Source organism: Sutterella faecalis (genome assembly GCF_006337085.1).
In the GTDB taxonomy this organism is placed as follows: domain Bacteria; phylum Pseudomonadota; class Gammaproteobacteria; order Burkholderiales; family Burkholderiaceae_F; genus Sutterella; species Sutterella faecalis.
Genome location: NZ_CP040882.1, coordinates 1,099,129 through 1,125,112 on the forward strand (window position 1 = coordinate 1,099,129; position 25,984 = coordinate 1,125,112).

General features: G+C 59.7%; 16 protein-coding genes. 10 read left to right on the forward strand and 6 right to left on the reverse strand.

Annotation, left to right across the window (positions count from 1 at the left end; genetic code table 11):
- Nucleotides 1-187: 187 nt before the first annotated feature.
- Nucleotides 188-1,504, forward strand: a complete 1,317-nt coding sequence (gene lplT, locus FG381_RS04395; protein ID WP_139687717.1) for a lysophospholipid transporter LplT — start codon at nt 188-190, stop codon at nt 1,502-1,504.
- A 324-nt stretch (nt 1,505-1,828) separates the two neighbouring features.
- Nucleotides 1,829-3,196: an IS110 family RNA-guided transposase gene (locus tag FG381_RS04400; RefSeq protein WP_139687718.1), complete on the forward strand. Its 1,368-nt coding sequence runs from the start codon at nt 1,829-1,831 to the stop codon at nt 3,194-3,196.
- Nucleotides 3,197-3,350: 154 nt separating this feature from the next.
- On the opposite strand, the gene FG381_RS04405 is transcribed toward FG381_RS04400, so the two are convergent.
- The 3 genes from FG381_RS04405 to FG381_RS04415 form a co-directional block, all read right to left on the reverse strand.
- A complete protein-coding gene (locus FG381_RS04405; RefSeq protein ID WP_139687719.1) occupies nt 3,351-6,650 on the reverse strand; it encodes an AAA family ATPase in 3,300 nt (1,099 codons plus the stop codon).
- Nucleotides 6,647-7,939 (reverse strand): exonuclease subunit SbcD, encoded by a 1,293-nt coding sequence (sbcD, locus tag FG381_RS04410; protein ID WP_139687720.1) that lies wholly within the window; start codon nt 7,937-7,939, stop codon nt 6,647-6,649. Before sbcD ends, FG381_RS04405 begins: the two co-directional genes overlap by 4 nt.
- A gap of 102 nt (nt 7,940-8,041) precedes the next feature.
- Entirely contained in the window at nt 8,042-9,559 is a 1,518-nt protein-coding gene (locus FG381_RS04415) for an FAD-dependent oxidoreductase (protein ID WP_139687721.1), read from the reverse strand.
- Nucleotides 9,560-10,190: 631 nt separating this feature from the next.
- On the opposite strand from FG381_RS04415, the gene FG381_RS04420 reads away from it, so the two are divergent.
- The 7 genes from FG381_RS04420 to FG381_RS04450 all read left to right on the forward strand — a co-directional run bounded on the left by FG381_RS04420 (nt 10,191) and on the right by FG381_RS04450 (nt 20,325).
- Nucleotides 10,191-13,301 (forward strand): molybdopterin-dependent oxidoreductase, encoded by a 3,111-nt coding sequence (locus FG381_RS04420; RefSeq protein WP_139687722.1) that lies wholly within the window; start codon nt 10,191-10,193, stop codon nt 13,299-13,301.
- Between the two features lie 27 nt (nt 13,302-13,328).
- Nucleotides 13,329-14,216, forward strand: coding sequence for a 4Fe-4S dicluster domain-containing protein (locus FG381_RS04425; protein WP_139687723.1), 888 nt, complete (start codon nt 13,329-13,331; stop codon nt 14,214-14,216).
- 9 nt (nt 14,217-14,225) lie between these two features.
- Nucleotides 14,226-14,945 (forward strand): cytochrome b/b6 domain-containing protein, encoded by a 720-nt coding sequence (locus FG381_RS04430; protein WP_139687724.1) that lies wholly within the window; start codon nt 14,226-14,228, stop codon nt 14,943-14,945.
- A 258-nt stretch (nt 14,946-15,203) separates the two neighbouring features.
- Nucleotides 15,204-16,172, forward strand: a complete 969-nt coding sequence (locus FG381_RS04435) for a formate dehydrogenase accessory protein FdhE (protein WP_139687725.1) — start codon at nt 15,204-15,206, stop codon at nt 16,170-16,172.
- Nucleotides 16,173-16,254: 82 nt separating this feature from the next.
- The gene (fdhD, locus tag FG381_RS04440) at nt 16,255-17,118 is read left to right on the forward strand and encodes a formate dehydrogenase accessory sulfurtransferase FdhD (protein WP_374042106.1); all 864 of its coding nucleotides are present in this window, start codon (nt 16,255-16,257) and stop codon (nt 17,116-17,118) included.
- A gap of 187 nt (nt 17,119-17,305) precedes the next feature.
- Complete coding sequence (locus tag FG381_RS04445) at nt 17,306-18,907, forward strand: AAA family ATPase (protein ID WP_139687726.1); 1,602 nt, start codon at nt 17,306-17,308, stop codon at nt 18,905-18,907.
- Between the two features lie 125 nt (nt 18,908-19,032).
- A complete protein-coding gene (locus tag FG381_RS04450) occupies nt 19,033-20,325 on the forward strand; it encodes a dicarboxylate/amino acid:cation symporter (protein ID WP_139687727.1) in 1,293 nt (430 codons plus the stop codon).
- A gap of 73 nt (nt 20,326-20,398) precedes the next feature.
- Here FG381_RS04450 and FG381_RS04455 read toward each other — a convergent pair whose 3' ends face one another.
- Entirely contained in the window at nt 20,399-21,142 is a 744-nt protein-coding gene (locus FG381_RS04455; RefSeq protein WP_139687728.1) for a cyclic nucleotide-binding domain-containing protein, read from the reverse strand.
- Nucleotides 21,143-21,431: 289 nt separating this feature from the next.
- Here FG381_RS04455 and FG381_RS04460 point away from each other — a divergent pair, with 289 nt between their 5' ends.
- The gene (locus FG381_RS04460) at nt 21,432-22,931 is read left to right on the forward strand and encodes an FAD-dependent oxidoreductase (protein WP_226960337.1); all 1,500 of its coding nucleotides are present in this window, start codon (nt 21,432-21,434) and stop codon (nt 22,929-22,931) included.
- A gap of 87 nt (nt 22,932-23,018) precedes the next feature.
- On the opposite strand, the gene FG381_RS04465 is transcribed toward FG381_RS04460, so the two are convergent.
- A complete protein-coding gene (locus FG381_RS04465) occupies nt 23,019-24,635 on the reverse strand; it encodes a gamma-glutamyltransferase family protein (protein ID WP_139687729.1) in 1,617 nt (538 codons plus the stop codon).
- Between the two features lie 153 nt (nt 24,636-24,788).
- Nucleotides 24,789-25,946, reverse strand: a complete 1,158-nt coding sequence (locus FG381_RS04470; protein ID WP_228025700.1) for a pyridoxal phosphate-dependent aminotransferase — start codon at nt 25,944-25,946, stop codon at nt 24,789-24,791.
- Nucleotides 25,947-25,984 lie beyond the last annotated feature (38 nt).

The window sequence follows — 25,984 nt, forward strand, 5'->3', positions numbered from 1 at the left end:
AGAGCTCCGGGAAATTCTTCAAAGGAGAAATTTTCGCACCTTGCCGCCCGATGCGCCTTTTTCTCTTTCGCAACGATCTGTATCGATCTTCGCACACGAGAAGAGGAAGCGCTCAAAATGGCTTCTCACGACGACGGAACTCAACGTTTGTTAGACTCTCCCGATTCAATAATTGCAGGGCTTTTCAATGAACCGCGGCTTTTACACCATCATGGCGGCGCAGTTTCTGTCCTCGCTTGCGGACAATGCGCTTCTCATTGCAGCCATTGCGCTCCTCACGAGCCTGGGAGCACCCGACTGGCAGACGCCGCTCCTCAAGCTCTTTTTCGTTGTGAGCTACGTCCTTCTCGCAGCCTGGGTCGGCATCTTTGCCGATTCGATGCCGAAGGGCCGCGTCATGTTTCTCACGAACGCCCTCAAAGCCGTGGGGTGCCTGCTGATGCTTTTCGGCGGACATCCGCTTCTCGCCTACGCCATCGTCGGCATCGGCGCTGCAGCCTATTCCCCCGCCAAGTACGGCATTCTCACGGAGCTTCTGCCTGCAGAGAAGCTCGTCGTCGCGAACGGCTGGATCGAAGGCCTCACCGTGGGCTCCATCATTCTCGGCGTCGTGCTGGGCGGCGTGCTCATCCGTCCGGAAGTTGCCGAGCCGATTCTTTCCATCTTCCACCTCAATGCGATCGGCCTTGCGAGCTTTGCGGAAGGCGCCATTTTTGCGATCACCTTCGTCTACATTGCCGCGGCGCTCGTCAACCTTGCCATTCCGGATACGGGCGCGCGCTACCCCAAGCAGAAGTTTGATCCGTACGATTCGATCAAGGGGTTCCTCAGAAGCTGCTCGCTCCTCTGGCACGACCGCCTCGGGCAGATTTCGCTTTCCGTCACGACGCTTTTCTGGGGCGCCGGCGCCGTACTGCAGTTTCTGGTTCTCAAATGGTGCGAACACGCGCTCGGCATGAACCTTTCCGAAGGCGCCATCATGCAGGCGGTCGTGAGTCTCGGCATTGCCGTGGGTGCTGTGCTCGCCGCTGCGCGCGTCCCGCTCAAAAGCTCCCTCAAGGTGCTCCCGATGGGGATCTGCATGGGCGTTCTCGTCACCTTCATGGCCTTCTTCACGCGCGACTGGGCGCCGGCCGGCGGCCTTTCCCTTTTCGGCTTCTCACTCTCCTGGGCGACCCTCATTGCCGCCGCAGGCATGATTGCCGTCGGCATCTGCGCGGGCTATTTCGTGGTTCCCATGAATGCGCTCCTGCAGCACCGAGGCCACGTGCTCATGAGCGCCGGCCGCTCGATTGCCGTGCAGAACTTCAACGAAAACCTTTCCATTCTCGTGATGCTCGGCGTCTATGCACTCCTCATCAAGGCCGACCTTTCGGTTCCGATGACGATGCTCCTCTTCGGCGCCTTCGTGATGGTTTCGATGGCGCTTGTAATCGTGAAGCACCTGCGGAACCAAAAGGAATTCGACAGCACGCATCTGATCGGCGAGGAGAAGCGTCATTAAGGCGCCTCTGCTTTAAACGCCTGCCGCAAAAATCGTGATGAGTAAAGGGCTTCCTCACCCTCTATCATGAAAGATGAGGAAGCCCTCGGCGCGCGACCTGTCTGCGTACGTTTTTTTGGTAACGTTTCTGACGCTTGCCGTCAAAAAATTGCAGCGGAACTTTCGCACCCTATATTGCTCTGTTCGCTGGCTTGAACGCTGGTGACTAGGCGTGTGGAAAAATGAGCGTAGCTTCCGGGTGGTTGCTGCGTCTACCTGTTTCTCCAACATCTTCGTGGTTGCCAGGGCTTCCTCGAACCCCAATCATTTCTTAATGGAGGGGCTATGAGTAAGTCTAACCGTACCGATACGCCATTGCGAGCTGCCCGTGCGCAGATCAGTAATCCCGAAATTACTGTTCACGCGATGTACCGCTCGGCAATAGGCATTGACGTTCATCTCAACCTACTCGTCTGCTGCCATCAGAAGCAGGTTGCAGGTCATCGTGAACAATCTGAGAGCCGGGATTTCAATACCGACCGCGCAAGCATCGATGCTTTCGCCGCCTGGTGCCGTGAATGCAATCCCGACATCATCCTTATGGAATCAACCGGGTCATTGTGGCAGAGCCCGTACGAAGCCCTCGAGAGAGCCGGCTTCACTTCTGAGCAGCTGGCTCTGATCAATGCCCGCGACGCCAAAGCGGCAGCCGGCCGCAAAACAGACCGCAAGGACGCATCACGTCTGGCGTCTCTTGCCCGAACGGGAAACTTCAAAAAATCCTTCGTGCCGGAGAAGGCCTTTCGTCTGCAGCGCGTCATTCCACGTGATCTGCAGAAGAACAGGAATGACATTTCCCGAACTTCCAATCGTTTCGGCAAGTCTCTGAATCTCACCGGATGCCGGCCTACAACGGTATTCAGCGACATCCGCGGAGGCAAAGCTGCCAGCCTCATCCTGATGGCCAAGCTCAGAGATGATCCGCACTTGTTTGATGTCATCAAGCAAAACAGCCGCCGGCTGCGGGCAAGCCCTGAACAGATCATGCAGGCGCTCGACTTCGAAATCGAGCCAATGATGAAGGAGCAGATTCTGGCGCTCCGGAAAAAGATCGATCAGCTCGAGGAGTACGACCGAAGCACTTTCGAAAGGCTCCGCCAGCTTCAGGCTCCCTACGAGAAGGACATCCAGCTGCTCATTACCATAACGGGAATTCAGGAACGCTCGGCCCGCATGATTTACGCCGAACTCTGTCCGGATTTGAAGGAGCATTTCCCGACGTCAGAGCAGTTCGCTTCCTGGCTCGGCATTTGCCCGGGGGACAACACATCTGCCGGCAAACAGAAAAGTGGAAAATGCCCGAAAGGGAACAAACACCTGAGGCGCACGCTGATTGAAGCCGCCAGAGGACTTGCGGTCGGCGGTACCGCTGCGCTGAAGGAAAAATTCCAGGTGCTCAAGATGCGGCGCGGCTACAGGCGTGCCATGGTCGCCTTCGCACACCTGCTTGCCCGCATCATTTATTCCGTTCTCACTCATCAGAAAGGCTTTGAGCCTTACTTGTCAACGGCGTTTCGGGACGCCTTGATTGAACGAGCGAAGAACGGCGTAAAGCAGTTGCTGAAACTCAAAGGTACGAAATACGTGATCGCTGACGGCCTGGTTGTGGAGACGAAAACGGGTGCGATCCTAGGCGCAGTCGTCAGCAGTTAGCGTAGCTTCAGCAGCCTGAGAAGCAGCAGATACCATGCTGGACGTTCTTGTGAGAACGCCCGCAGGGAAGGTCGCGCGCCGAGGGCTTCCTATCTTTCGTGGAAAAAACGCCTCGCGAAGAATATGGATTCTGCGAGGCGTTTTTTATTGACCGTCAAACCCGCTCGAGCCTTCTCACGCCCGGTCCGGAAATGTCGCTCAGGCCCGACGATCCCCGGGGCTTCACCGTGATCTGCACCCCCACGCGTTCGCGAACAGCCGGAACGTGGCTGATCAAGCCGATGAGCTTGCCCGAAGTCTGCTGCAGCATCTCGAGCGCATTCAGCGCCTTCGAAAGCGATACCGGGTCAAGCGACCCGAAGCCTTCATCGAGAAAGAGCGTATCGACCCTCATCCGGTTCGTGCTGATGCGCGACAGCGACAGTGCAAGCGCGAGCGACACCATGAAGGTTTCGCCGCCCGAAAGATTGAAGGACGTCCGCTCGATTCCGGCGAGTTCCAGATCCCGCACCGCAAGATCGAGTCCGTTCTCACCCCGTGCGATGAGTTCGTAGCGGCTCTGCATCTGCCTCAGAATCAAATTCGCTTCATGAAGAAGGAGTTCAAAGGTAAGCTTCTGAGCCGCCTGCCGGAAGCGCGCGCCGTCCTTGCTGCCGATAAGGGCATTAAGCCGCGTCCAGAGAAGCACCGTTTGTTCAGCCTTCTCGAGCGCTTCTCCTGCCTCCCGGGCCTTTGCTCTCGCGTCATCGTCCGCATGAAGCCGCGCTTCAAGGCTACCCTTAAGTTCGAGCGCCGCCTTCATCCTTTCGTCCTGAGCGGCTTCTTCAGCTGAAAGCGCCTCAAGGGGACTCTCCCGCCGGGACGCCTCGAGGAGCTTCTCCTCTGCCTCGCGGGCGTTCTGAGATTCCTTTTGTGCGCCTGCCCAGCGAAGGTCGTGCGCGCGGATTTTCGCTTCAAGCACCTCAACTTCTTCGCGCGGGAGAAATGCGTTCTTCGCCTCCATTTCGTCCTCAAAGCCCGCCCTGATGAGCGCCTCCTGAAGCGAAGCAGCAGCTGCCGCCGCAGCATCCTCATATTCCTTACGGGCCTTTTCCTCAGCTTCACGCTTCAGCATCGAAGCCTGCAGGGATTGGGCGGCTTCCTGATGATGCGTCGAGGTCTTTCGCGTCATCCGGACAGATTCCGAGAGCTTCGCCTGAAGCGCCTCTCTTTCCGCCTTCGGATTGCGGTCGCCGAAGCGCTCCTTTCTTTCCGCGCTCCGTTGATTGAAGAGTGCCAGCGCTTCGTCGGACGCCGTCCGGGCCTCCTTCTGGTCGCGCTTAAGCTCTGCCGTCTTTTTCTCCGCCTCGATTCTCCGGGCAGAGGCCGATGCGGCCTCAACCCGGGCGCGCTGCAGCGCCTCAAGCGTTGCACGGACAGTCTGAGCGCGTTCGAGGAGCGCTTCAGCGTCCGCGAAGGCATCCGTCATCCGCCAGCCCTGAGGCATGTAGACCGCCATGCGCGCCTGAAGCGCATCGACCCTGCCGGCGACCTCTTTTTCTTTTTCACCGAGATGCTCATTCCTTGCACGGACCTCGGCAGACTTCTGCGCAAAGGCTTCCTCGGCCCGCATTGCGGCGCGGTTCGCCTTCTGAGCCTCCGCCTCTTTTTCCTTTTCCCGCTTCTGAAGATCTTCGAGCGCCCTCTGCACGGCTCCCGCCTCAAGGGACCACTTTTCGACACCATTGAGACGATCTTCAATTTCTTCTGCGGTTTCGTTTTCGAGGCTTCCCCAGTCGCGAAGAAGCTTTCCCCGGCGGGCTTCGAGAACTTTCAGTGCTTCAGGCGGCATTCCGGACGCAAATCCCAGAAGCGCATCGGTTTCAAGGAGCCAGTCCTTTGCCCAGAGCTTGCCCGTGAGTTCCCTCGTTTCAGCGATTTTCTGCGAGAGCGCATTTTCGGAAAATGCAATCCTTGCCTCTCTTTGCGCCTGAGCGACCTCGCCCCGGAGGACTTCCAGGGCTTTCTCCTCGCGATCCGCATCCTCGCGCTTCCTGTCGCGAGCGAGAGAAAGCTTCCTCAGTTCCTTCTCCAGCGCCGCAAGGCTTTCCTGATCCTGTTTGAGCTCCAGAGAAAGCTTCTGCGCTTCTTTGGCCTGTTCGACCAAAAGCGGGGCCTCCGTGAGAAGCGGTTCATCGGACGCACGCGCCTTCATTTCCTCAAGAAGCCTTGCCTCTTCCTGCTTCGCCTTTCCTTCAGATTCCTTAAGCGTCCCGGCTTCCCTTTCGGCCAGAAGGAGCCTCCTCTCGGCACCCTTCAGGCGCTTTTGAGCTTCATCACTTCGCAGCTGAAGGACTTCGATCGATTTGTCCATCGCTTCGATCTCTTCGAGTTCGGGCTGAGCCTTCTGAAGCCTGTCGCCGGCATTCTTTTCAGCTTCCTCCGCTTCCCTCAGGGCTTCGGCGAGGACCTCAGTCCGACCTTTGGCTTTCAGAGCTTCGGAAGCAAACGCGGCGGCTTTCTTCCCGTGAAGCGAGGCCTCCTGAAGCGCCTTCTCCCGGACGCCGATCAGCTGCGCAGGTTCCGATGCGCGTCTTGCGTCGGCCGCGCGCACTCTCTCACCCCGAAGCCTTTCGCGCTCAGCCCCGAGGCTTTCGAGCTCCTTCTCCGCACGCGCCTTCCGCGCACGCGCTTCAAGAAGGGATTTCGACCAGGCAATGTCGAGCTTCAGTTCCTGAAGGGCTTTGGAGCAGGACGCCACCTCCGCTTTTGCATTCTGAAGATCCGCTTCGGCCGAACGGCGATTCTCTTCGGACAAAACCTCAACGCTTCTCGAGCGCTCCTCAAGGAGAGCCTTCTTTTCCTTTTCTTCGGTCATGCGCTCGAAGACCCGCTCGCCGATCAGGGTATAGATTTCGGTCCCGGTGATTTTTTCGAGGATTTCCGCACGATCGCGGTTGTTTGCGCGCAGCAGCTCCGCAAAAGCACCCTGAGCGAGCATCGCGCTTCTTGTAAAGGCCTTCAGATTCATGCCGAGAATGCGCTCGAGCGCCAGTTTCCACTCGCTCTTCTGCTCAGCAATGATTTCGCCGTCAACCGCATCCGGGGACGCGAGGCGGACGAGCTCCACCTCGTCGCCCGAGATTTTGCCGGTGCGCTTCACGCGCCGCGACCAGCGCGACCGATAGACGGCGCCGAAGGACTCAAAGGTCACCTGAGCGCTCGTCTGATCGGTGTTCTTCGTGAGCACCATGCAGGCGTCGTCCTTTTTGGCCGTCTGGGCGCGCTCCTCCATGCGGGGCGTCGTGCCGTAAAGCGCGAGCGTCACCGCATCAAGGATGGAGGTCTTGCCGCTTCCCGTGGGCCCGCAGATCGCAAAAATGCCGCTCTCGCGGAATGCCGGCGCACGAAAGTCGATTTCATGCACGCCGCCCAACGAATTCACATTCTCGATTCTCAGTTTCAGGAGTCTCATTCCCCGTCCTCCTCTGCGCTTTTTTCTCCCTGCGCGAGCTTCTCGCGCACCTTCGCCTTCTTTTCCCGCTCAAGGATCTCGGCGCGCTCGAGCGCCTCGAGAAAGAGCGGCGTAAGGGCGTCCCGGTCCTCGTCCGACACGGCGTTGGCATCGAGCACCGATCGGAAGACCCCGTCGGGCGAAATGTCGTCGAGGCTCTTCACTGGGCCCGCATCCCCCGTTCCGTCAAGAAGGAGCTTCGGCCTCACGGCGGAAAGATTGACCCCGGCTTCGCCCGCTGAGCGGCCGAGTTCGGAAACGAGGAGCCCCGCGTCCATGGGCTCCCCCTCGTAAATCGCTTCAATGATGGCGCCGGGCGATTCGCTCCCCGCGCTCTCAATCCTTGCCATGAGCTCTCCCAGGTTCCCCCGGATGCGCATCACCCGGCGCGGCTGCGGCACTTCGATTTCGGTTTCCGTGAGGATCTTCCCCTCAAACTCGAGCTCAATGACGACATGACGGTCGCCGGCGCCGCCGATGTCGAGCGCGAGGGGCGACCCCGAATAACGAACCGGGATCTCAGCCGCAACCTTCTGCGCGCGGTGAATGTGTCCGAGCGCGACGTAGTCCCAGGCGTTTCCGAAAACGGCGGCGGAAACGTTTCTGAGGCTCCCCACGTAGACGCCCCCGTCCGAACCTTCCTCGGGTCCCGCAACCTTCGCCCCGGTCACGAAGAGATGCCCCGCAGCGATCATCGGGACTTCAGCGCCTGAAAGCGCGGTCTTCAGCGCTTCGAGCGCCTTTCTGTAGTGCTCGCCAATGCCGCGCCCCCAGGCGGCCGCCCGGGCGGCATCGGTGTCGTTCTCGCCCGAAAGCCGCACGTCGCCTTCGCGGAGATAAGGCACGGCCGCGATCCCCAGAAGCGGCGCTCCATCCTTGTCCCGGATGACGCAGACCTCTTTTTCAGCGGTGCTTCCCGCCACAAAGGTCCTCACGACCGAAAGGAGTTCCCGGGGAGCGCGCAGAAATCGCTGCGAATCATGGTTCCCGGCCGTAATGACGATTTGCCGGAGGTTCGTCTTCGCTGCTTCCGTAAGAAAGCTGTAGTAAAGGCGCTGCGCATCCGCGGACGGCATCGTCGTGTCGAAGATGTCGCCGGCAACGAGAAGCACGTCGATTGATCGCACTTCGATAATGCCGATGAGCCAGTTGAGAAAGGCCCGGTAGTCGGACGTTCTATCAACGTCGGCTAGCGTTTTGCCGAGATGCCAGTCTGATGTGTGAAGGACGCGGATGGATTGCTGAGGCATGCGTGCTTTCGTTCCTGAAGAAAATTTGAAATTCGTTCAGGAGAAAGTCTAGCCGCCTTATGCGGCAGCGAGCGACGCAGCAAATACGATTCCGAATACGGATCAACCGGCCTGAATGGCAGGGGCGGCACCCGCCTGCGCGCTTTCAGCGAGGGCATTGCGCGCAGCATTCGCGCCGGCGATTCGCCCGAAGACAATGGCGCCCGAGAGCCCCAGGTTGTCGAAGCGCTCGCGCCCCCAGAGGCCGCCGGTCGTTTCGCCTGCAGCATAGAGCCTAGGAATAAATCCTCCGTTCCTTGCCTCCACGCGCGACGCTGCATCAACGGCGATTCCGCCCGGCGTGCCGTGATAGGCCGGACGCACCTTGATCGAATAAAAGGGCTTCATCGTGAAGGATGCCGACGCCCGGGGACGCTCAAATCCGCAGTCGTGCAGGCACCGCGTTCTGCGGCAGCAGTCGAGCGTTGTCGCGAGCGTGCTGAAGTCCGCATCGATCGTAGCGGAAAGTTCCAGGATGGAGTCGTCCGAATGGAAATAGACGGGCGAAAGCAGATCATCCCTCAGCGCGCGCGCCGTTGCGCTCGACCGGTCAATGAGGAGCCAGGCGCTGGCACCGGGCTGCTCGAGCATCGCCTGCGAAATCACCTCGGGTTCCGCGAGTTCGTTGACGAAGCGCTTTCCGTCCGCGTTGACGAGAATCGCGCCTTCGCGCCTCAAAGCCATCGGAATAATTTCACCCGAAAGCGGCAGCGTCGTCGGCTGCATCACCACGGAATCCAGATCCAGAAACTTTGCGCCGAGATCGTTGGCAAGCCTCAGGCCGTCGCCCGTCGCTGAAGCGGCGTTCGTCGTCATGAGTACGGGCGCCTTGGGACAGAGCCTCGAAACCGCTTCCAGACTGCCGGCAAACCCTCCGGTTGCAAGGACGACATCCCGGGCCTCAACGAGCACGATTCTGCCGTCGGCGCTTTCCGCATGAATGAAGAGGCCTTCGCCCATGGCGCCGCGCTCAAGTTCTGTTGCCCTCATTCGGGTGAGCACAGGGATGTTGTGCTGCTCGGCGCGGTAGAGGAGATGCCTCATCACCTCAACGCCGAGCGGAACCCGATTGGCGGGCCTCAATTCCCAGATATGTTCGAACCCGAACCCCTCGGTGCGTTCAGAAAGATTGCAGCCGAGGGATTGAAGCCACTTTACGGCATCGGGAGAACCTTCGATCAGGATGCGGCCCAGGTCTTCGTGTCCCGTCTTCCCGCGCGCCAGCACCTGGCTGAGGAAGGCTTTGCGCTCCTTCATGATCTCGCCGCGCTCTGCTGCCGACCGGGCATCCTTCGGATCATCGGCGTAAAGCATCGCTTCACAGGCGAGAAGAGAGTTCCCGCCCACCATCGGCATTTTTTCAATGACGAGCACGCGCGCACCGGCTTCATGCGCGGCAATCGCCGCGGCAAGACCGGCAGCTCCCCCGCCGATCACGGCAACGTCGCAGGTGAAGTTGCAGCAATCCAGACCTTCGGCGGCCTTGAGTGAACCGGGAATCGCCGGCACTCCGAGACACCCCGCCAGGGCGAGGAGTCTGCGGCGCGAAATTGCGGTGCGTGATGGGGAAACGGGGGTCATGAGAAAGAGATGGAGAAACTAGCTAGCGGGTAAATCCTGATCCCGGGAAGAATAGCAAACTGACGCACGCCCTGCCGACGGAGGTTCCATCCCGACGCCTCAACGGCATTTTCCTGAATCCGGGTGTTTTCAGGGTTAATCCCTCACCGGGTAAACCCTCTCGCCTTGCATTGCCTTTGTTTACTGATGCGATAAAAAGATTCTATTTTCATTTAATTTGACGCAAATCAAAATATAAATGGTTATGCAAAGATGTTTTCATTGATTCGCTATTCAGTGAAGGAATAACGGAAAGCGCACACGCTTCCTGCATTTGAACCAGGGGGATCCTTACTGCGTACCTCCATAAAAGTACAAAACGAGGCAAACGACGTAAACGAAGACCGCGGGACTCTACGCATTCTGATGATTCGATTTAACCGCACGACTGATTCCCTGTCGTTCAGCAGATGCGGAGAATCGTGCCCATCGGCCCTCTTAGAGCATTCAGGGAGCGGGCGGACTCCGGATCGGAAGAACGCCGCTGCCATGCTTTTCGTCGATCAATGACCCTTTCCGGCCTCAGAATTCCAAATAAGCATGAGCCCGGAAATTCAAATTGAAGAATCAAACTCCCCAAGAAGGAGGACTCATGGAAGTTACCCGCAGAAGTTTTCTGAAGCGCGGCTTTTTGCTTGGCGCCTCACCGGTTGCCGCTGGGCTTGCGAGCACTGCCGCGATGGCGGTTCCCGTTCACAAGAAGCCCTATAAGCTCGCGAACGTTCAGGAAGCATTCAACATCTGCTGCTACTGCTCCGGCGGCTGCGGCACGATCGTTTCGGCAAGGAACGGCGAACTCATCAACATCGAAGGCGACCCGGACCATCCGGTGAACCTGGGCGGCCTCTGCCCGAAGGGCTCGGCCCTCTGGGGTCTGCGCAACATCGTCACCCCTGACCGCAAGACGGCGATCAACCCGGGCCGCGTTCTCTACCCGATGGTCCGCCGTCCGGGCAAGAAGGACTGGGAGCGCATCAGCTGGGACGAAGCGATCGAAGGGATTGCCCGCCATGTGAAGAAGACCCGCGACGAAACCTTCAAGAAGACGGAGGACGGCATCACCGTCAACCGTACGGAAGGCTTTGCGGTTCTCGGCGGCTCGCAGATCAACAACGAAGAATGCTGGCTTCTGCAGAAGTTCACCCGCGCTCTCGGCTCGATTGCCATCGACAATCAGACCCGAGTCTGCCACTCCTCGACCGTTGCGGGCCTTGCCCCTTCCTTCGGCCGCGGCTCCATGACCTCGCACTGGTGCGACTTCGCCAACTCCGACGTGATCCTCTCCTGCGGCTCGAACAACGTCGAGAACCACCCGCTTTCCTCGCGCTGGGTTGAGCGCGCTCAGGACAAGGGCGCGACCTGGATCGTCGTCGACCCGCGCTTCACGCGCTCGGCGAAGAACGCCGACCTCTACAGCCCGATCCGTCCGGGCACCGACATCGCCTTCTACGGCGGCCTCATCAGCTACATCCTTGAGAACCACCTCTATCAGGAGGAATACGTTCTCAACTACACGAACGCAGCCTGCATCCTTCGCAAGGACTTCAAGTTTGATCCCAACACGGGGCTCTTCTCCGGCTGGGATCCGAAGACGAAGAAGTATTCCGACGAGACCTGGGGCTACGACGTCGATCACTTCGAGAAGTGGGACACCTCCCCCACGGGCGAATACGCCTGGGTGAACAAGCCCGGCACGCCGAAGTTCGAGCCGCCCGAGCTCGAGGTCCTCAAGCGCGACATGACGTTGAAGGACCCGATGTGCGTCCTCAACGTTCTTCGCCGTCACTATGCCCGCTACACGCCTGAACTCGTTTCCCGCGTGACCGGCATGGACATCGACGTGATGAAGAAAATCTGGGAAGTCTTCGCCTCGACCGGCAAGCCCGGCAAGGCGGGCTCGATCCTCTACGCGCTCGGCCAGACGCAGCACACCTACGGCTCGCAGAACTGCCGCGCGATGTGCATGGTTCAGCTCCTTCTCGGCAACGTCGGCATCCCGGGCGGCGGCATCAACGCGCTGCGCGGCGAACCGAACGTTCAGGGCGCGACCGACGTCGCCTGCACGGTGCCCGATCTTCCGGGCTACCTCAAGTGGCCGACCGTGCCGAAGCACCTCACGCTTGCCGACTACTGCCACAAGGAAGCCTATGCGGCGGGCTACTACTCGAACAAGCCCAAGTTCATGGTCTCCTTCCTCAAGGAATTCTTCGGCAAGAACGCGACCTTTGAGAACGACTACGGCTACGACATGCTCCCGAAGATCGGTCCGAAGCTCCCGGCCTCGGCCTGGACGACGATCGGCACCTTCCACATGATGCGCGACGGCAAGATGAAGGGCTACTTCGCCTGGGGCATGAATCCGGCTCACTCGACGCCGAACGCCAAGTTTGCCCGCCAGGCGATGGCAAACCTCGACTGGATGGTCTGCGCCGACTGGTTCGTGACCGAAACGGCTTCCTTCTGGAAGGCTCCGGACATGAAGCCCGAGGATATCAAGACCGAGGTCTACTTCCTCCCGGCCGCGCTCATTTACGAAAAGACGGGCTCGATCTCGAACTCCGGCCGCTGGGTCCAGTGGCGTCAGCAGGGCATTCTCCCGCCGGGCGAATGCAAGTCCGACTTTGAAATCATTGAGCGCCTCTTCGCGAAGATCCGCGAACTCTATGAAAAGGAAGGCGGCGCCTACCCCGACCCGATTCTGAAGGCCAACATGGACTATCGGATCGACGGCAAGTACGACATCCGCGCCGTCTGCTGGGCGATCAACGGCTACACCGTTGCCGACGGGAAGCTTCTCCCGGGCTACGCGAAGCTCGGCGCCGACGGGTCGACCGCCTGCGGCATGTGGATCTATTCGGGCTACTACAACAACGAGGCCGAAAAGCTCGACCCGATGAAGCAGCCCCTCGCGCGCCGCTCGAAGAGCGACCCGACCGGTCTCGGCCTCTTCCCGCAGTGGTCCTTCGCCTGGCCTGCCAACCGCCGCGTTCTCTACAACCGCGCTTCGGCCGACACGAAGGGCCGTCCCTGGAACCCCGACAAGGTCTTCGTCGAGTGGAAGGACGGCAAGTGGATCCAGAACGACGTGGGCGACTTCAATACCGCGAAGGGCCCGGACAACAACGCCTTCTTCATGACCTGGGAGCAGAACGCCCGTCTCTTCGCCTATCCGATGGCGGACGGCCCGATGCCCGAACACTTCGAGCCCTTTGAATCGCCTGCGAAGAACCTCCTCAACAATGCCGAGCAGAATCCCTGCGCGCTCTTCACGGACGACAAGTCGACGAAGCGCGGCACGAAGGAAGAGTTCCCGTACGTGGTCACGACCTACTCCGTTACCGAGCACTGGCAGACGGGCACGCAGACGCGCTGCATCCCGTGGTTGAATGAGCTCATCAGCTGCAACTTCATCGAACTTTCGCCTGAACTTGCAGAGGAAAAGGGCATCAAGAACGGCGACGTCGTGCGCGTCTGGAACAACCGCGGCTCGGTCAAGGTCCGCGCGATGGTGACGATCCGCATCAAGCCGATGACGATCGACGGCAAGAAGGTTCACGTGGTCGGCATGCCGCACCACTTCTCCTGGGCCGGCACCTTCGCCACGGGCGACAACATCAACGACCTGAGTCCGAATGTGGCCGACCCGAACAGCTACATTCCGGAATACAAGGCCTTCCTCGTCAACATCGAGAAGGCGAACTAACCGGCCGGACCCACAGGAGACAACCAAATGGCAAATACGAAAGAAGTCGCGATGCTCTTCGACGCCTCGCACTGCACCGGCTGCCGCGGCTGCCAGGTGGCGTGCAAGGAGTGGAACGTGCTGCCTGCACGGCTCGGGCTCAATGCAAATCCCTTCACCGGCTCCTATCAGGGCCCGATGGACCTCAATGGCGACACGCGCCTCATCATGACCTTTGATGAGAAGCCTTCGGGGAACAAGTACCACCCGATCGACTGGGCAATCGGCCGTCGTTCCTGCTACCACTGCACGGATCCGGGCTGCGTTCAGGCGTGCTCCTCCGGTGCCCTCCAGAAGAACGAAAACGGCGTGGTGACCTTCGACACCGACAAGTGCAACGGCTGCACCTTCTGCCAGGCCGCCTGCCCCTTCGACGTGCCGCGCTTCCGCCCGATGGACGGCAAGATCGACAAGTGCACGCTCTGCATGGATCGACTCGAGCAGGGCGGCAAGCCCGCCTGCGTTCATACCTGCCAGCCCGAGGCGCTTGATTTCGGGCCGCGCGAGGAAATGCTCAAGAAGGCACATGCCCGCGTCGAATTCCTGAAGAAGAAGGGATTCGCGAAGGCTGAGGTCTACGGCGAAAACGAATGCGGGGGACTGCACGTCATTCAGGTCTGCGCGCTCGGTCACGAAGCCTACGGCCTCCCGACCAACCCCGAACCCAAGAAGGTGATCAACGCGATCGACGTGATGAAGCCCGTCACGGCCGTGGGCGCTGCCGCCGTCGTGGGCGCGCTCGCCGTGTCCTTCCTCGCCAACCTCGGCTACCGCAGAAAGGCGGTTACCCTTGAAGAGGCGAAGGCAAGCTGGACGCCTGAACAGCGCGCGAAGGCCGAGGCCGAAGCCGCCGAAATCCGCAAGGCTGCTAAATAAGGAGAGATCATGACCCGTTATATCCAGCGTCACTCGCTTCTGACGCGCGTCACTCACGGCGTGGTCGCCATCACCTGCATCCTGCTCGCGGTGACCGGCCTCTTCGTCTTCTGGCCCGAGCTCGGCGGCTCGGTGATGGGCGGCGAATTCACCCACTGGATGCGCATGCTGCACCGCATCATTGCGATCCCCTTCATCCTGATTCCGATTTATGCGGTCTTCCGTTCTCCGAAGGGGTGCGTGCACCTCTTCAAGGAAGACATCTTCGGCAAGTGGGACAAGGACGACTACCTCTGGGCGATGAAGTTCCCCTTCTACCTCTTCTTCCCGTCCAAGGTGCACATGCCCCCGCAGCACCACGTGAAGTCCGCGCAGCGCCTCGCTGACGGCGCGCTCGTGTTCTTCTGCATCATCATGGCCGTCACCGGCATGATTCTGTGGCTCAACACGGGGCTTCTCCCGAACGGCGGCATGAAGGTGGCCTTCAGCACGGACGTTCTCCTCTGGGCGCGTCTGCTCCATGACATCTTCTTCGCCCTCACGGTGATCGTCGGCATCGCCCACATCTACCTGGGCGCGGGCATCTTCGAGCCCTACAAGGGCACGGCCCGCATCATGTTCGGCGACGGCAAGGTGAGCGAATCGGACGCCCTCTACCACTGGGGCTACTGGGCCAACCAGGAGCTTACGAGCGGCAAGAACGTCACCGTTGAAAAGGACGGCAAGTAAGTCTTCGGACTTCCCGGGGCTCTCTCTGAGGAGCCCCGCTTAAGGCACCCTCCGCCCGCTCTGAAAGGCTTTTCCCCGGAACCTTCGAAGCGGGCGGTGAGTGCGATGAAGCCTTTTCACTGAGACTTCATCGCACTCCCCCGAGAGAGTGTACGGCCGGGAAAAACAGATCCCCGGCCATTCCGGTTCCGATAGCGTTTCATTGCCTTCTAGATCCGGAACGAGGAAAGACCCCTATACCAACGAAAAGGAAAAATCATGAATTCGAAGTCGATCGAACGAGCCCTTCAGCGCTACCGTGCCTATAAGGACGAAGACGTTCGCACGCGTCTGGAGATCTTCGGGCCGCTCCTCCTTGAAGCGGCTGCCCTTTCGAATTCCCTCACGGACGAAGATTCGACCATCGTGCGCGAACCCACTGAAGCGGAAATCCTCGCCGCCGCAAAGGGGGGCGCAACGCTTCTGTCGCTCGATCTGGTCCGCATCCGCCCGGATTCCTTCAAGGCCGGGCTCGAACGCCTCGGGAAAGTCCTCCTCGGCACGCTAAAGCTCGACGAAAAGCTTCACGCTGAAGCGGAAGCCTTCGACTGGACGCCCTTTGCCTCGGCCGACTTTGTCGACGCCGCCTCCCTCTCGCCCCAGGACGCCCTCGTGATGGCGGGCAAACTCACCGAAGGGATCGACGAGGCGCTCGCCGCCGTCTGGGTCTTCCCGGTTCTCGGCATGACGATCCGCGCGTTCCTTGACAAATTCGCCCGCGACGCCTCTCAGGCACTCGCGCGCACTGAAACCGGCGCCCCGTCCTTCGACCGCAGAACGACCTGCTTCTGCTGCGGGTCGGAACCCGACATTGCTGCGGTTGCCGCCACCACGAATCGCGGCAACGTGAAGAAGCTCTACTGCTCGACCTGCGGCGCCTCCTGGTCCTTCGAGCGCATCCGGTGCGCGCGCTGCGGCGACGAAGCGATGTCGGACCTCTCCTACGTGAGCGATGAAGCCGACGACACGCACCGCCTGCACATCTGCACCAACTGCCACGCCGCGATGCCGACTCTCTTTGCGGGCGGCGACGAGCTCACCTTCAACCCCGACGTGGAAGGGATCGTTCTCACGGGTCTTGAGGAAGCTTATGAAGCGGCCGTCACAGAGGGCACGGTTCCGCAGAAGGTTTTGAAGCAGGGCGACGCCACGCAGGCCGGCCGCGGCCCGGGGCGCGGGCTCTACTAAAGCGCGACTCCGAATAAACTTGTCCTGACACACCGAAGGTGAGGAGAGCATCGTGAAGACCTTCATTACCGGCGCCGACAGCATTCCGTTTCTTCCCGGCACTTTCGCCCCTGAAATCGATGGGGTGAAGGAAGAGGAAGCCGCCGGCGCGCGCCCGGCGGAAATCATCCGCATCGCGGGCTCGACCTCCGGCCCCGACACGGACTGGGTGGCCGAGGAAGTTCCGGTGGCGCTCGTCTACAACGGCATTTCGCACGCCGTCATGATGACGACCCCGACCATGCTCGAGGACTTTGCCGTGGGCTTTTCGCTCGCTGAAGGCATTGTCCGGTCGCTCGACGACATTCACGACATCGAGGTGACGGAGGGCTGCCGGGGCGGGAAGAACGTGAACCTCACGATTGCTTCCGAGGCTTTCTGGAAATTGAAGGAGCATCGTCGCTCCATGACGGGCCGCACGGGCTGCGGCATCTGCGGCACGGAGTCGCTTGACGACGCCATGAGGCCGACGCCGGTGCTTCCCTTCACGCAGACCTTCGACATGGAGCATTACGGGCGGGCGCTCGAATACCTCCAGAAGGTTGAAACCCTTGGAGCCCTTACCGGGTCGACCCACGCCGCCGCCTGGGTGCATCCGGACGGAAGCCTTGCGGGCGGCGCCGAAGACGTCGGCCGCCACGTCGCGCTCGACAAGCTCCTCGGCCTTCGCGCGCGCCGGGGGTGGACCGACGGCGCCCTCGTCATCAGCTCCCGCGCCTCCTATGAAATGGTTCAGAAGGCTGCAATGTGCGGGGTTGAGATCATCTTTGCGGTTTCAGCGCCCACCGCGCTCGCCATTGACGTCGCGAAGCGCGCCGGCATTACGCTCGTCGCCTTCTGCCGGCGCTCGCGCGCCAACGTCTATACGCACCCCGAACGCCTTATCGGCATCGGAAGCCGTGCGTGACGCAGCAAAACTTTTCCTGACAATGAATTCTTTCCTCCCGTCTCGGGATTTTGAGGACGCCGGCACTTTGCAGACGTCCTCATTTTTTCTATCGTTTATCCCTCTTTCCGAGGACATGCCGTAGTTTTCTACGGCCTGTCGTAGACTAACGGAGTATCGCCAGACTCCTTCGCTTTTCCCGAGTTTTATGACTGAAAACGTTCCTGCCGCCAATCCTCTTTCCACAGGCATTGCCGATTTTGTCGGATTGCTTCGGAAGGGAATGATTTATGTCGATAAAACCGATCTGATCGTTGATCTCGTGAATCGGGATCAATACGTCTTCCTCTCTCGCCCGCGCCGTTTTGGCAAATCACTGCTCATTTCCACATTGAAGACGTTTTTTAAGGAAGGAGTCTCAGCCTGCCAAGGTCTCAAGGCCGAAAAACTCTGGACTCGGCCGAAGCGAAAGGTCCTCCACCTTGATTTCTCCGATATGGTTTTTCAGAACCACGAAGAATTTCTGCAGGCCTTCGATGAACTCCTCACAATGGCCATGGTGGAAGCGGGTTTTGAGGCGCCGAACGTCCCGGCAGGCAATCCGCTCCTCAAGTGGCGCATGTTTCTAAGCCGCCTCGAGCCGGTGAGTGTGGTGCTCCTCGTGGATGAATACGATTCGCCGCTCTCGGCCACTCTGAATGAACCGGAATTGTTTGAGGCCGTCAGAAGCACGATTTCAGGATTTTTCATAGCGAACAAGAAGCAATCCGGGAAATTCGACTTCACCTTTATTACGGGAATCATGAAGTTCCCGCAGGCATCCATTTTTTCTGCCTTCAACAACATCGTCGATATTTCTCTTGACGAACATTTCGGAACACTCCTCGGCTACACCGAAGCTGAGATACGCAGCTATTTCGCGCCGTATCTTGAAAAGGCGGCGCTCTACTTCGGTCTGACGATCGATGATCTCATCAAGGAAATGGCAGAGCACTATGACGGCTATTGCTTTGAGGCGACGGCCACGAAGCACGTCTTCAGCCCATGGTCCGTTCAAAACTTCCTGATGCGCTATTCGGAAGAGCAGTTCGGACGATACTGGGTCAAGTCCGGCGGATCTCCGCGACTCCTCATTAATTTTCTGCAGGAAAATGGAGAGCTCCGTTTCGAAGCATTCGACAAGCCTCAGTATGCGAAGCGCTCGGAGCTTGAATCCTGCGCGCATATCCTCGAACTCGATCCGAAGCTCCTTCTGACGAATGTCGGCTACCTCACTATTAAAGGCAAGGAGAACGGTCTTCTCGTTTTAGGCTACCCAAATCAGGAAGTGCGCGACGCCTTTGCGGAAATCCTTTCAACAGCCTACTGGCCGCAGGACCTCATGCGCTCGCAGATTGCGAGGCACTTTGTCCATGGGCTTGAAACCGGCAATCCGGATCTCGTCCTTCAAGCGCTGAACGAGCTCATCCATCGCCTTTCCTACCAAGGCATGCAGCATCCGAATGAAGAACTCATTCGCCAAATCGTGCAGGTCTTCTGCGAAGGTGCTGGTCTCGACGCGAGCATTGAGCGCGTCTCTCCCAACGGGAGAAGCGATCTTGAGCTTGAAACCCGTAAAACCGATGCGGTACTCGAATTCAAGATGGCGCAAACGGAAAAAGAGGCGCCTCGTCGCCTTGAGATGGCGCTCGCACAGATTGAAGCGCGCCGATACGGCTTCAAGCGCCCGGGCCGTCCGCTCCTTCGTCTGGGTCTGGTTTTTGCAAAGGATACAAAGCGCTTCGCGGCGATCGGGCGGCTCCCGGATTAAAGCGTTCGAAACATCTCCTTCGCTGCGGTTCCAGGTTCTGCGAAGTGCGCTATTCCTGACTGATTCAATCAAGAATAGAATTAGTAAATCCCTCTTTCCCGAACGCCTGAACAAGGACACCGACTATGGATATACAAAATCCGAAAGAAGCCCAGGAAGCTCCGGAGAACGCCCCGGCGCGCTCGAGCGGCTGGACGCTTCTCATCCTTTACGTTGCCGCCATCCTTCTCGGCGTCGCGAACGGCCTCTGGGGATCTGAACTCGGACGCACGAGCGCCGACTTCATTTCGACCCTCTTCATCCGCATCTTCAAATTCGTCTCCGTGCCGATCATTGCGGTCTCGATCATTTCGACGCTTGCCGGCATCTCGCGCTCCGGAAATTCCGGGAAGATCTTCCGCCACACGATCTTCTATACGCTCTTCACGACGATTCTCGCCGCGTCGCTTGCGGCGCTTCTCTACGAGCTCTTCACGCCCGAGAACGTTTCCGTGGCGGCTTCCGCCGCGGCGCCGCTCTCCTCCGTTGCCAACGCGGGCGGCGAAGGCTACCTCAAGTACGTTGAATCGGTGATTCCGGACAACATCCTCGCGCCCTTCCTTTCGGCCAATGTTCTCTCGGTTCTCCTCATTTCCGCCGCGGTCGGCATCGCCATCGCGCGCATTCCCGCATCACGCTCGCAGGAAGTGCTCCTCGCCTTCTTCTCGGGGCTTCAGGAAGTGCTCTTCAAGATCGTTTCCTGGGTGATCAAGGCGCTCCCCATCGGCATCTTCGGCTTCACATCGGTGCTGGCCTCCGATCTCTCGTCGGGGATTGAACTGGGCGGCCTCGGCACCTACTTCATGGTGGTACTCGGCGCCAACGTGATCCAGATGGCGGTCATCCTGCCGCTCGTTCTTCTTGCCCGCGGCCTCAACCCCATCAAGGTGGTCCGCGCCATGGTGCCGGCGCTTACCGTCGCCTTCTTTTCCAAATCCTCCGCGGGCACGCTTCCCGTCACGATGGCGAGCGCCGAGAACCGCCTCGGCATCCGCCGTCCTGTCTCGCGCTTCGTGCTTCCCATCTGCACGACCATCAACATGAACGGGTGCGCGGCCTTCATTCTCCTTACCGTTGTGTACCTCATGCAGAACGCGGGCGCCGACATCACGTTCGGCACGCTTGCCGCCTGGGTGCTGATTTCGACGATTGCCGCCGTCGGCAACGCCGGCGTCCCGATGGGCTGCTTCTTCCTTTCCGCCTCGCTTCTTGCGAGCATGAATGTGCCCATCCTCCTGATGGGCGTCATTCTGCCTTTCTACGCCGTGATCGACGCGGTTGAGACCACGCTCAACGTCTGGTCGGACAGCTGCGTGGCGGCGATGGTGAATAAAGACCTCTACGGAGAAGAAGCTGAATCCACTGCAGAGGAAAACTAAGCGGCAGCGCTTTTCTCAGCGCTTTAGAGCGGACCTGTCCGGAAGACCGGCAGGTCCGTTTCTTTTGGGAAACTCATCCCTGAAGAAAGCCCCTCCAGTCCTTCGGGCGCGCATAGTCGCACGTAATTTCCTCGCTCGAACAAAGCCATGCCCAGACGCCGTCGAGTGCCTCAGCCCGGATGAACACCGTGCTCCCTTCGCTCAGAAGATCTCCGCTCGCCTTCAATTCCGCGTAGCAGCGCTTCACCTGGATGAGGCTCGAGCTCGTGACGCGCAGCACCTGGGTCTGCGGAAGCACGGCCTCAAGCCGCACCCACTCGGCGCCTGAGCGCATTTCGAGCTTGCCGTAAGCAAATGCCCAGGAGAGGAAATAAAGCCTCACCCTGTCCTGAACGGGGAGCACCGAATTGGCCGCAAGCCCGATGCGGTCCGACTGAATGCAGCATTCGAGCTGCACCTCAACGGCTTGCCTCAACGTTTGGCACTCTTCCATCCGCTCCTTGATCCGGGCATTCGGGAGCGTGATCACCTCAAGAGGCGTCACGGCGAAATATCTGCCGTTCCCAGGTCGCCCGGAATGAAAAGTATGGTTTCCGCCGCAGATGCGATGCGCCACGGCAAGGGCCATGCCCTGCTTCGACTGACTGTACATGCTCCCGAAGGTTCTGCCCGCTACGCCCTGCGTAATGAGGGACATGAGCGAGAGCGGCATTCTGGGCGTATAGACATATTCGCCGCCATTCAGCTGCCGGACCTGACCCTCGGCACGAAAAAGCGCCTCGAGCTCCGGCGGTACCTGAGGCGTAATCCAGGGCATCAGGGGCTCATGCGCACCTGCTGGTAGTTTCCATAACCTCATGCGGGGCCGTCGCACGACATTAAGCCATTGAGTCGAATATGCCATATCGCTCTGCTTTGATATTTATGTGTTTTTAAATTCTACTTTCCGCCTTTCGATTTGCAAAGAGATAAGGTACCAAATGAGACGGGTTTCAAAGGAGACTGACAGGAAGCAACCCTCTCGGGCAAATTCTGATGCATCCAAAGTCGTTCCTCACCAGAACGCCACTTGATGCGCAATGCCTAGAGAAAAAGGAGAAATTTCCATGGCCAAGATTAAAACCCTCGCTTTTGCCGTTGCCGCTGCAATGACGCTGCCCGCCTGGGCCGACCAGAACCTGACGGCCGACCTCGTCGTCGTGGGCGCCGGTGCCGGCGGCACGGTTGCCGCGGTTGAAGCCGTTGAAGGCGGCCTCAAGACCATCATGCTTGAAAAGAACGCCTTTGCGGGCGGCGCGGGCAACTTCATGGAAGGCTCCTTCGCTGCGGAAAGCTTCATGCAGAAGGAAAAGGGCGTGAAGCTCACGAAGACCGAAGCCTTCAACCGCATGGCCGCCTACCATCACTGGCGCGTCAATGCCCCCCTCATGAAGGCCTTCGTCGACAATTCCGCCGACATGGTCCAGTGGGTGTGGGATCACGGCGTGCACTGGAAGGAGGTGAAGACCGCCTGGCGCAACAACGACGTCCTCACGTGGCACATCTATCCGAAGGCGGGTGCCCTTCCCTCCACGATGGTGAAGATCTTCAAGGAAAAGGGCGGCCAGCTCCTCCTTTCCACCCCGGCCGAAAAGCTCATCGTTGAAAACGGCAAGGTGGTGGGCGTCGAAGCCAAGAACGGTTCGGGCGAAAAGGTCACGGTCCGCGCGAAGAACGTTATTCTCGCGACCGGCGGCTACAACTTCAACGTCCCGATGGTGAAGGAAATGACCGGCATCGACATGATTCCGGTGGGTGCTCCGGGCCGCACGGGCGACGGCATTCATATGGCGATGCAGGTCGGCGCCGTGGGCGACAACATTGGTCCCATGATGATCAACGGCGCCTTCATGCCTGCCGAAGGCGAGGCGATCTGCAACGGCGCCAACAAGGAACTGCGCGCGATGTTCCGTCAGGGCCTCCTCTACGTCGACGGCACGGGCAACCGCTTCTTCAATGAAGAGCTCACGATCGACTGGCCCACCGCCTCGAACGCCATTGCCCGCACGGGCGAATGGACCTACATCGTCTTTGATGCCGCGACGGTCCGCGACTTCTCGACGAAGGGAAAGGGCTACCCCAACCCCTGCGGCAACTTCATCCAGCGCCATCAGGCCGCCACGCAGCTTGAAGCCCTCCTTCTTGAAAACGAAAAGAAGGGCAACGTCTTCATCGGCAACACCATTGAGGAAGTCGCCAAGAAGGCCGGCATGGATCCGAAGATCCTGAAGGCTTCCGCCGACGCAATGACGAAGTATGCGAAGGAAGGAAAGGACGAACAGTTCGGCAAGGACCCCTACTACCTCCGCGCCGTCTCTGAAGGTCCCTTCTACGTGGTCCGCGGCAAGCTCAATACGCTGACGAGCTTGAACGGCGTCAAGGTGAATGCCGACCTCCAGGTTCTCGACAAGAACGATCACGTCATCCCGGGCCTCTATGCCATCGGTCATGACGCGGGCGGCATGTACGGCGACTCCTACGACCTGAAGGTGGGCGAAGGCACGGCCTCGTCCTTCGCGGTGACCTCCGGCCTCATGGCTGTGAAGCACATCCTCTCGACGAAATAATCCGTGAAATAGTTCCGGGCCTTGCGCCCGGAACTTCATTTCGCTTAAAGCAGGGAGCGTCTTTTTAGGAAAGGCGCTCCCTTTTTCTCAGAAGCACATCACCTGACCGTCGGTGCGCTTTTCGGTCGCGCCGCAGAGAACGCCGTCGCGGTTTCTGAGAATCATCTGTCCGCGTCCCATGAGCGTCATGTCCGCCTTGATGCTCACCTCGTGTCCCATGCGCGCGAGCTTCAAGATTTCCGCCTGCGGCATGTCGGCTTCAACTTCAACGCGCTTTCCGCCCACCCACTGCCAGCGGGGAGCATCAAGCGCCTGCTGGGGATTGAGGTGCCAGTCGATCATGTTCTCCACCACCTGGACATGGGCCTGCGGCTGCATGAAGCCGCCCATGATGCCGAAGGGGCCGACCGCCTCGCCGTCCTTCGTGAGAAAGCCCGGAATAATCGTGTGGTAGGGGCGCTTCGACCCCGCGAGGCAGTTGACGTGCTCCGGGTCGAGCGTAAAGTTGTTCGCGCGGTCGTTCATGGAAATGCCCGTTCCCGGAATGACGATCCCGGAGCCGAACCCGCGGTAGTTGCTCTGAATGAAGGACACCATCATGCCGTCCCGGTCGGCGGCGGCAAAGTAGACGGTGGAGCTTCCGCGCGGGTCGCCCGCCTTCGGGAGCATCGCCTTTTCGCCGATGAGCGCCCGGCGCGACTCGGCATATTCTTCGGACAGAAGCTCTTCGGTCGTAACGCGCATGGCGGAGGGCTCCGTCACGTGCATCGCGGTGTCGGCCATGGCGAGCTTCATCGCCTCGATCTGCTGATGCATGGTTTCGGCCGTGAGGGGCGCACCCAGCTTCATTCCGGCGAGGATTCTGAGCGCCATCAGCACCGTAATGCCGTGCCCGTTGGGGGGCATTTCCCAGACGTCGTAGCCCTTGTAGTTGACGCGGATCGGATCCACCCATTCAGGCTTGTAGGCGGCAAGATCGCTCGCCTTCAAGAACCCCTGGTGGTCCTCGTAGAAGCGCCCGATCGCGTCGGCAATCTCGCCCCGGTAGAAGGCTTCGCCTTCGGTTTCAGCAATGCGCATGAGGGTCTTTGCCATATCGGGAGAGCGGAAGATTTCGCCTGCCCGGGGCGCTCTGCCCTCCGGCGCAAAAGCCTCGAACCAGGGTGCGTACTGGGGATCCGCCTTCATGCCGGAATAGAGCCGGAAGGCACGCTCCCAGAGGAGCGCAACGGTGGGCGACACCACGAAGCCTTCCGCGGCATAGCGGATGGCGGGCGCGAGCACGTCCTTGAAGGAGAGGCTTCCGAAGCGCTTATGCACGGCGCTCCATGCAGCGACGCACCCCGGAACGTCCGAGGAAACCGTGCCGTAGGCCGGGACTTCCGTTAAGCCACGCGCCTTCATGCCCTCGATCGTCGCAGCGGCGGGCGAGGGGCCGGAACCGTTGAGACCGTAGAGTTTTCCGTCCTTCCAGACCATCACGAAGGCGTCGGACCCGAGTCCGTTGCCGGTGGGCTCCACAAGCGGCATCGCCGCCGCCATTGCGACAGCGGCATCAACGGCATTCCCGCCTTTCAGGAGAATCTGAAGGCCGATCGAGGCGGCGGTGGGGTTTCCCGCGCAGGTCATGCCGTTCGCGGCATAGACCACCGTGCGGCGGGAGGTATGAGGATAGTCAAGAGGGTCAAAAGCGGGCCAGGGCATTTGGATCAATCTCGCAAAAGAGAACCCGGCGGAAGCTTTTCTATGAGCTCAGCCGGGTTCAGGGAATGTTTCTTGAAATATTAGCGTTGAAGACTCGGGGCGGAACTGCCGGAAAAGTTCATTCTTTTTTCCGGCAGCAACTTCGCTTCCCCGTCAGATGACGCCTTTCTTCCTAAGGCCTCTCATCACGTCGGCCACATACTTCATCTCCTCGGGACGCACATAGGAAATGCGGCACCACGTGAGCGCGGGCGGGAAGGGGCGGCCCACCAGAATGTTCTCGGCCTTCATCGCCTTCGCGAAGGGCTCAAGCGGCCCCTTGAGATTGAAGAAGCAGAAGTTCGTCTGGCTCGGGAGATATTCAAGGTTTAGTTCCTTGAAGAGATCCTCCATGATCTTCCTTGCTTCCTTATTTTCGGAATTCGAAAGACGCAGGAATCCGAGGTCGCCGATTTCCGCGAGCGCGGCTTCAATCGCCGGCGTATTCATGAAGAAATCGTAGGCAATGTGGTCGTGCACGCGCTTATGAAGCTCGGGCGAGGCGGTATAGGCGAACCCTAAGCGCAGACCCGCCATGCCGAAGATCTTCGAGAAGGTCTTCATAACAATGACGTTCTTCGCACCCGCATGGACGAGCTCGATCGTCGACTTCCAGCTGGGATCGACCACGAATTCGCCGTACGCTTCGTCCATGAGGAAGACCGTGTTCTTCGGCTGCGAGCGGATCCAGTCGAAAAGCTGATTCGTGTCGGCAATGGTCGAGGTGGGATTGTTGGGATTCACGAAGTAGACGACCGCCGGGCCCTTCTTCGCGGCTTCGGCTGCCGCCGCACGCATGGCCGGAATATCGATCGACCAGTTCTTTCCCATCTTCACCTTGACCACCGGCATGCCGTTCCTCTTTGCGGCCATCTCGCCGTCGCTGTAGGTGAGCTCCGGAATGATGAGCGTAGCGCCCGGTTCATGGGCATAGGATTCAACGGAAGCGCGAATGGCTTCGGCCGAACCCTGGGAGAGGACGATCTCTTCGGGCTTTCCGCCCACGAAATCGGCGCAGGCTTTGCGCAGCGTCTCGGCGCGTGCAAAGGGATACCGGTTGCAGACGGCGGCGGACTTTGCGACGGCCGCGCGGGCTTCCATGGAAAGCCCGAGGGGATTTTCGTTGAAGCAGGCAAGGAGCGGCTTATCCGCCGTCGGCTTCACGAATTTTTCGGCGAAATGCGCCTCTGCGGCGCGAACCGCACCCTGAGGCGCAAGCGCCGCGGCAAATGCCCCGCCTATGGCGGCCCCGATAACCTGACGTCGCTGCATGTGCATCTTCTTTCTCCTCAATGTTGGCGTGTGCGCGC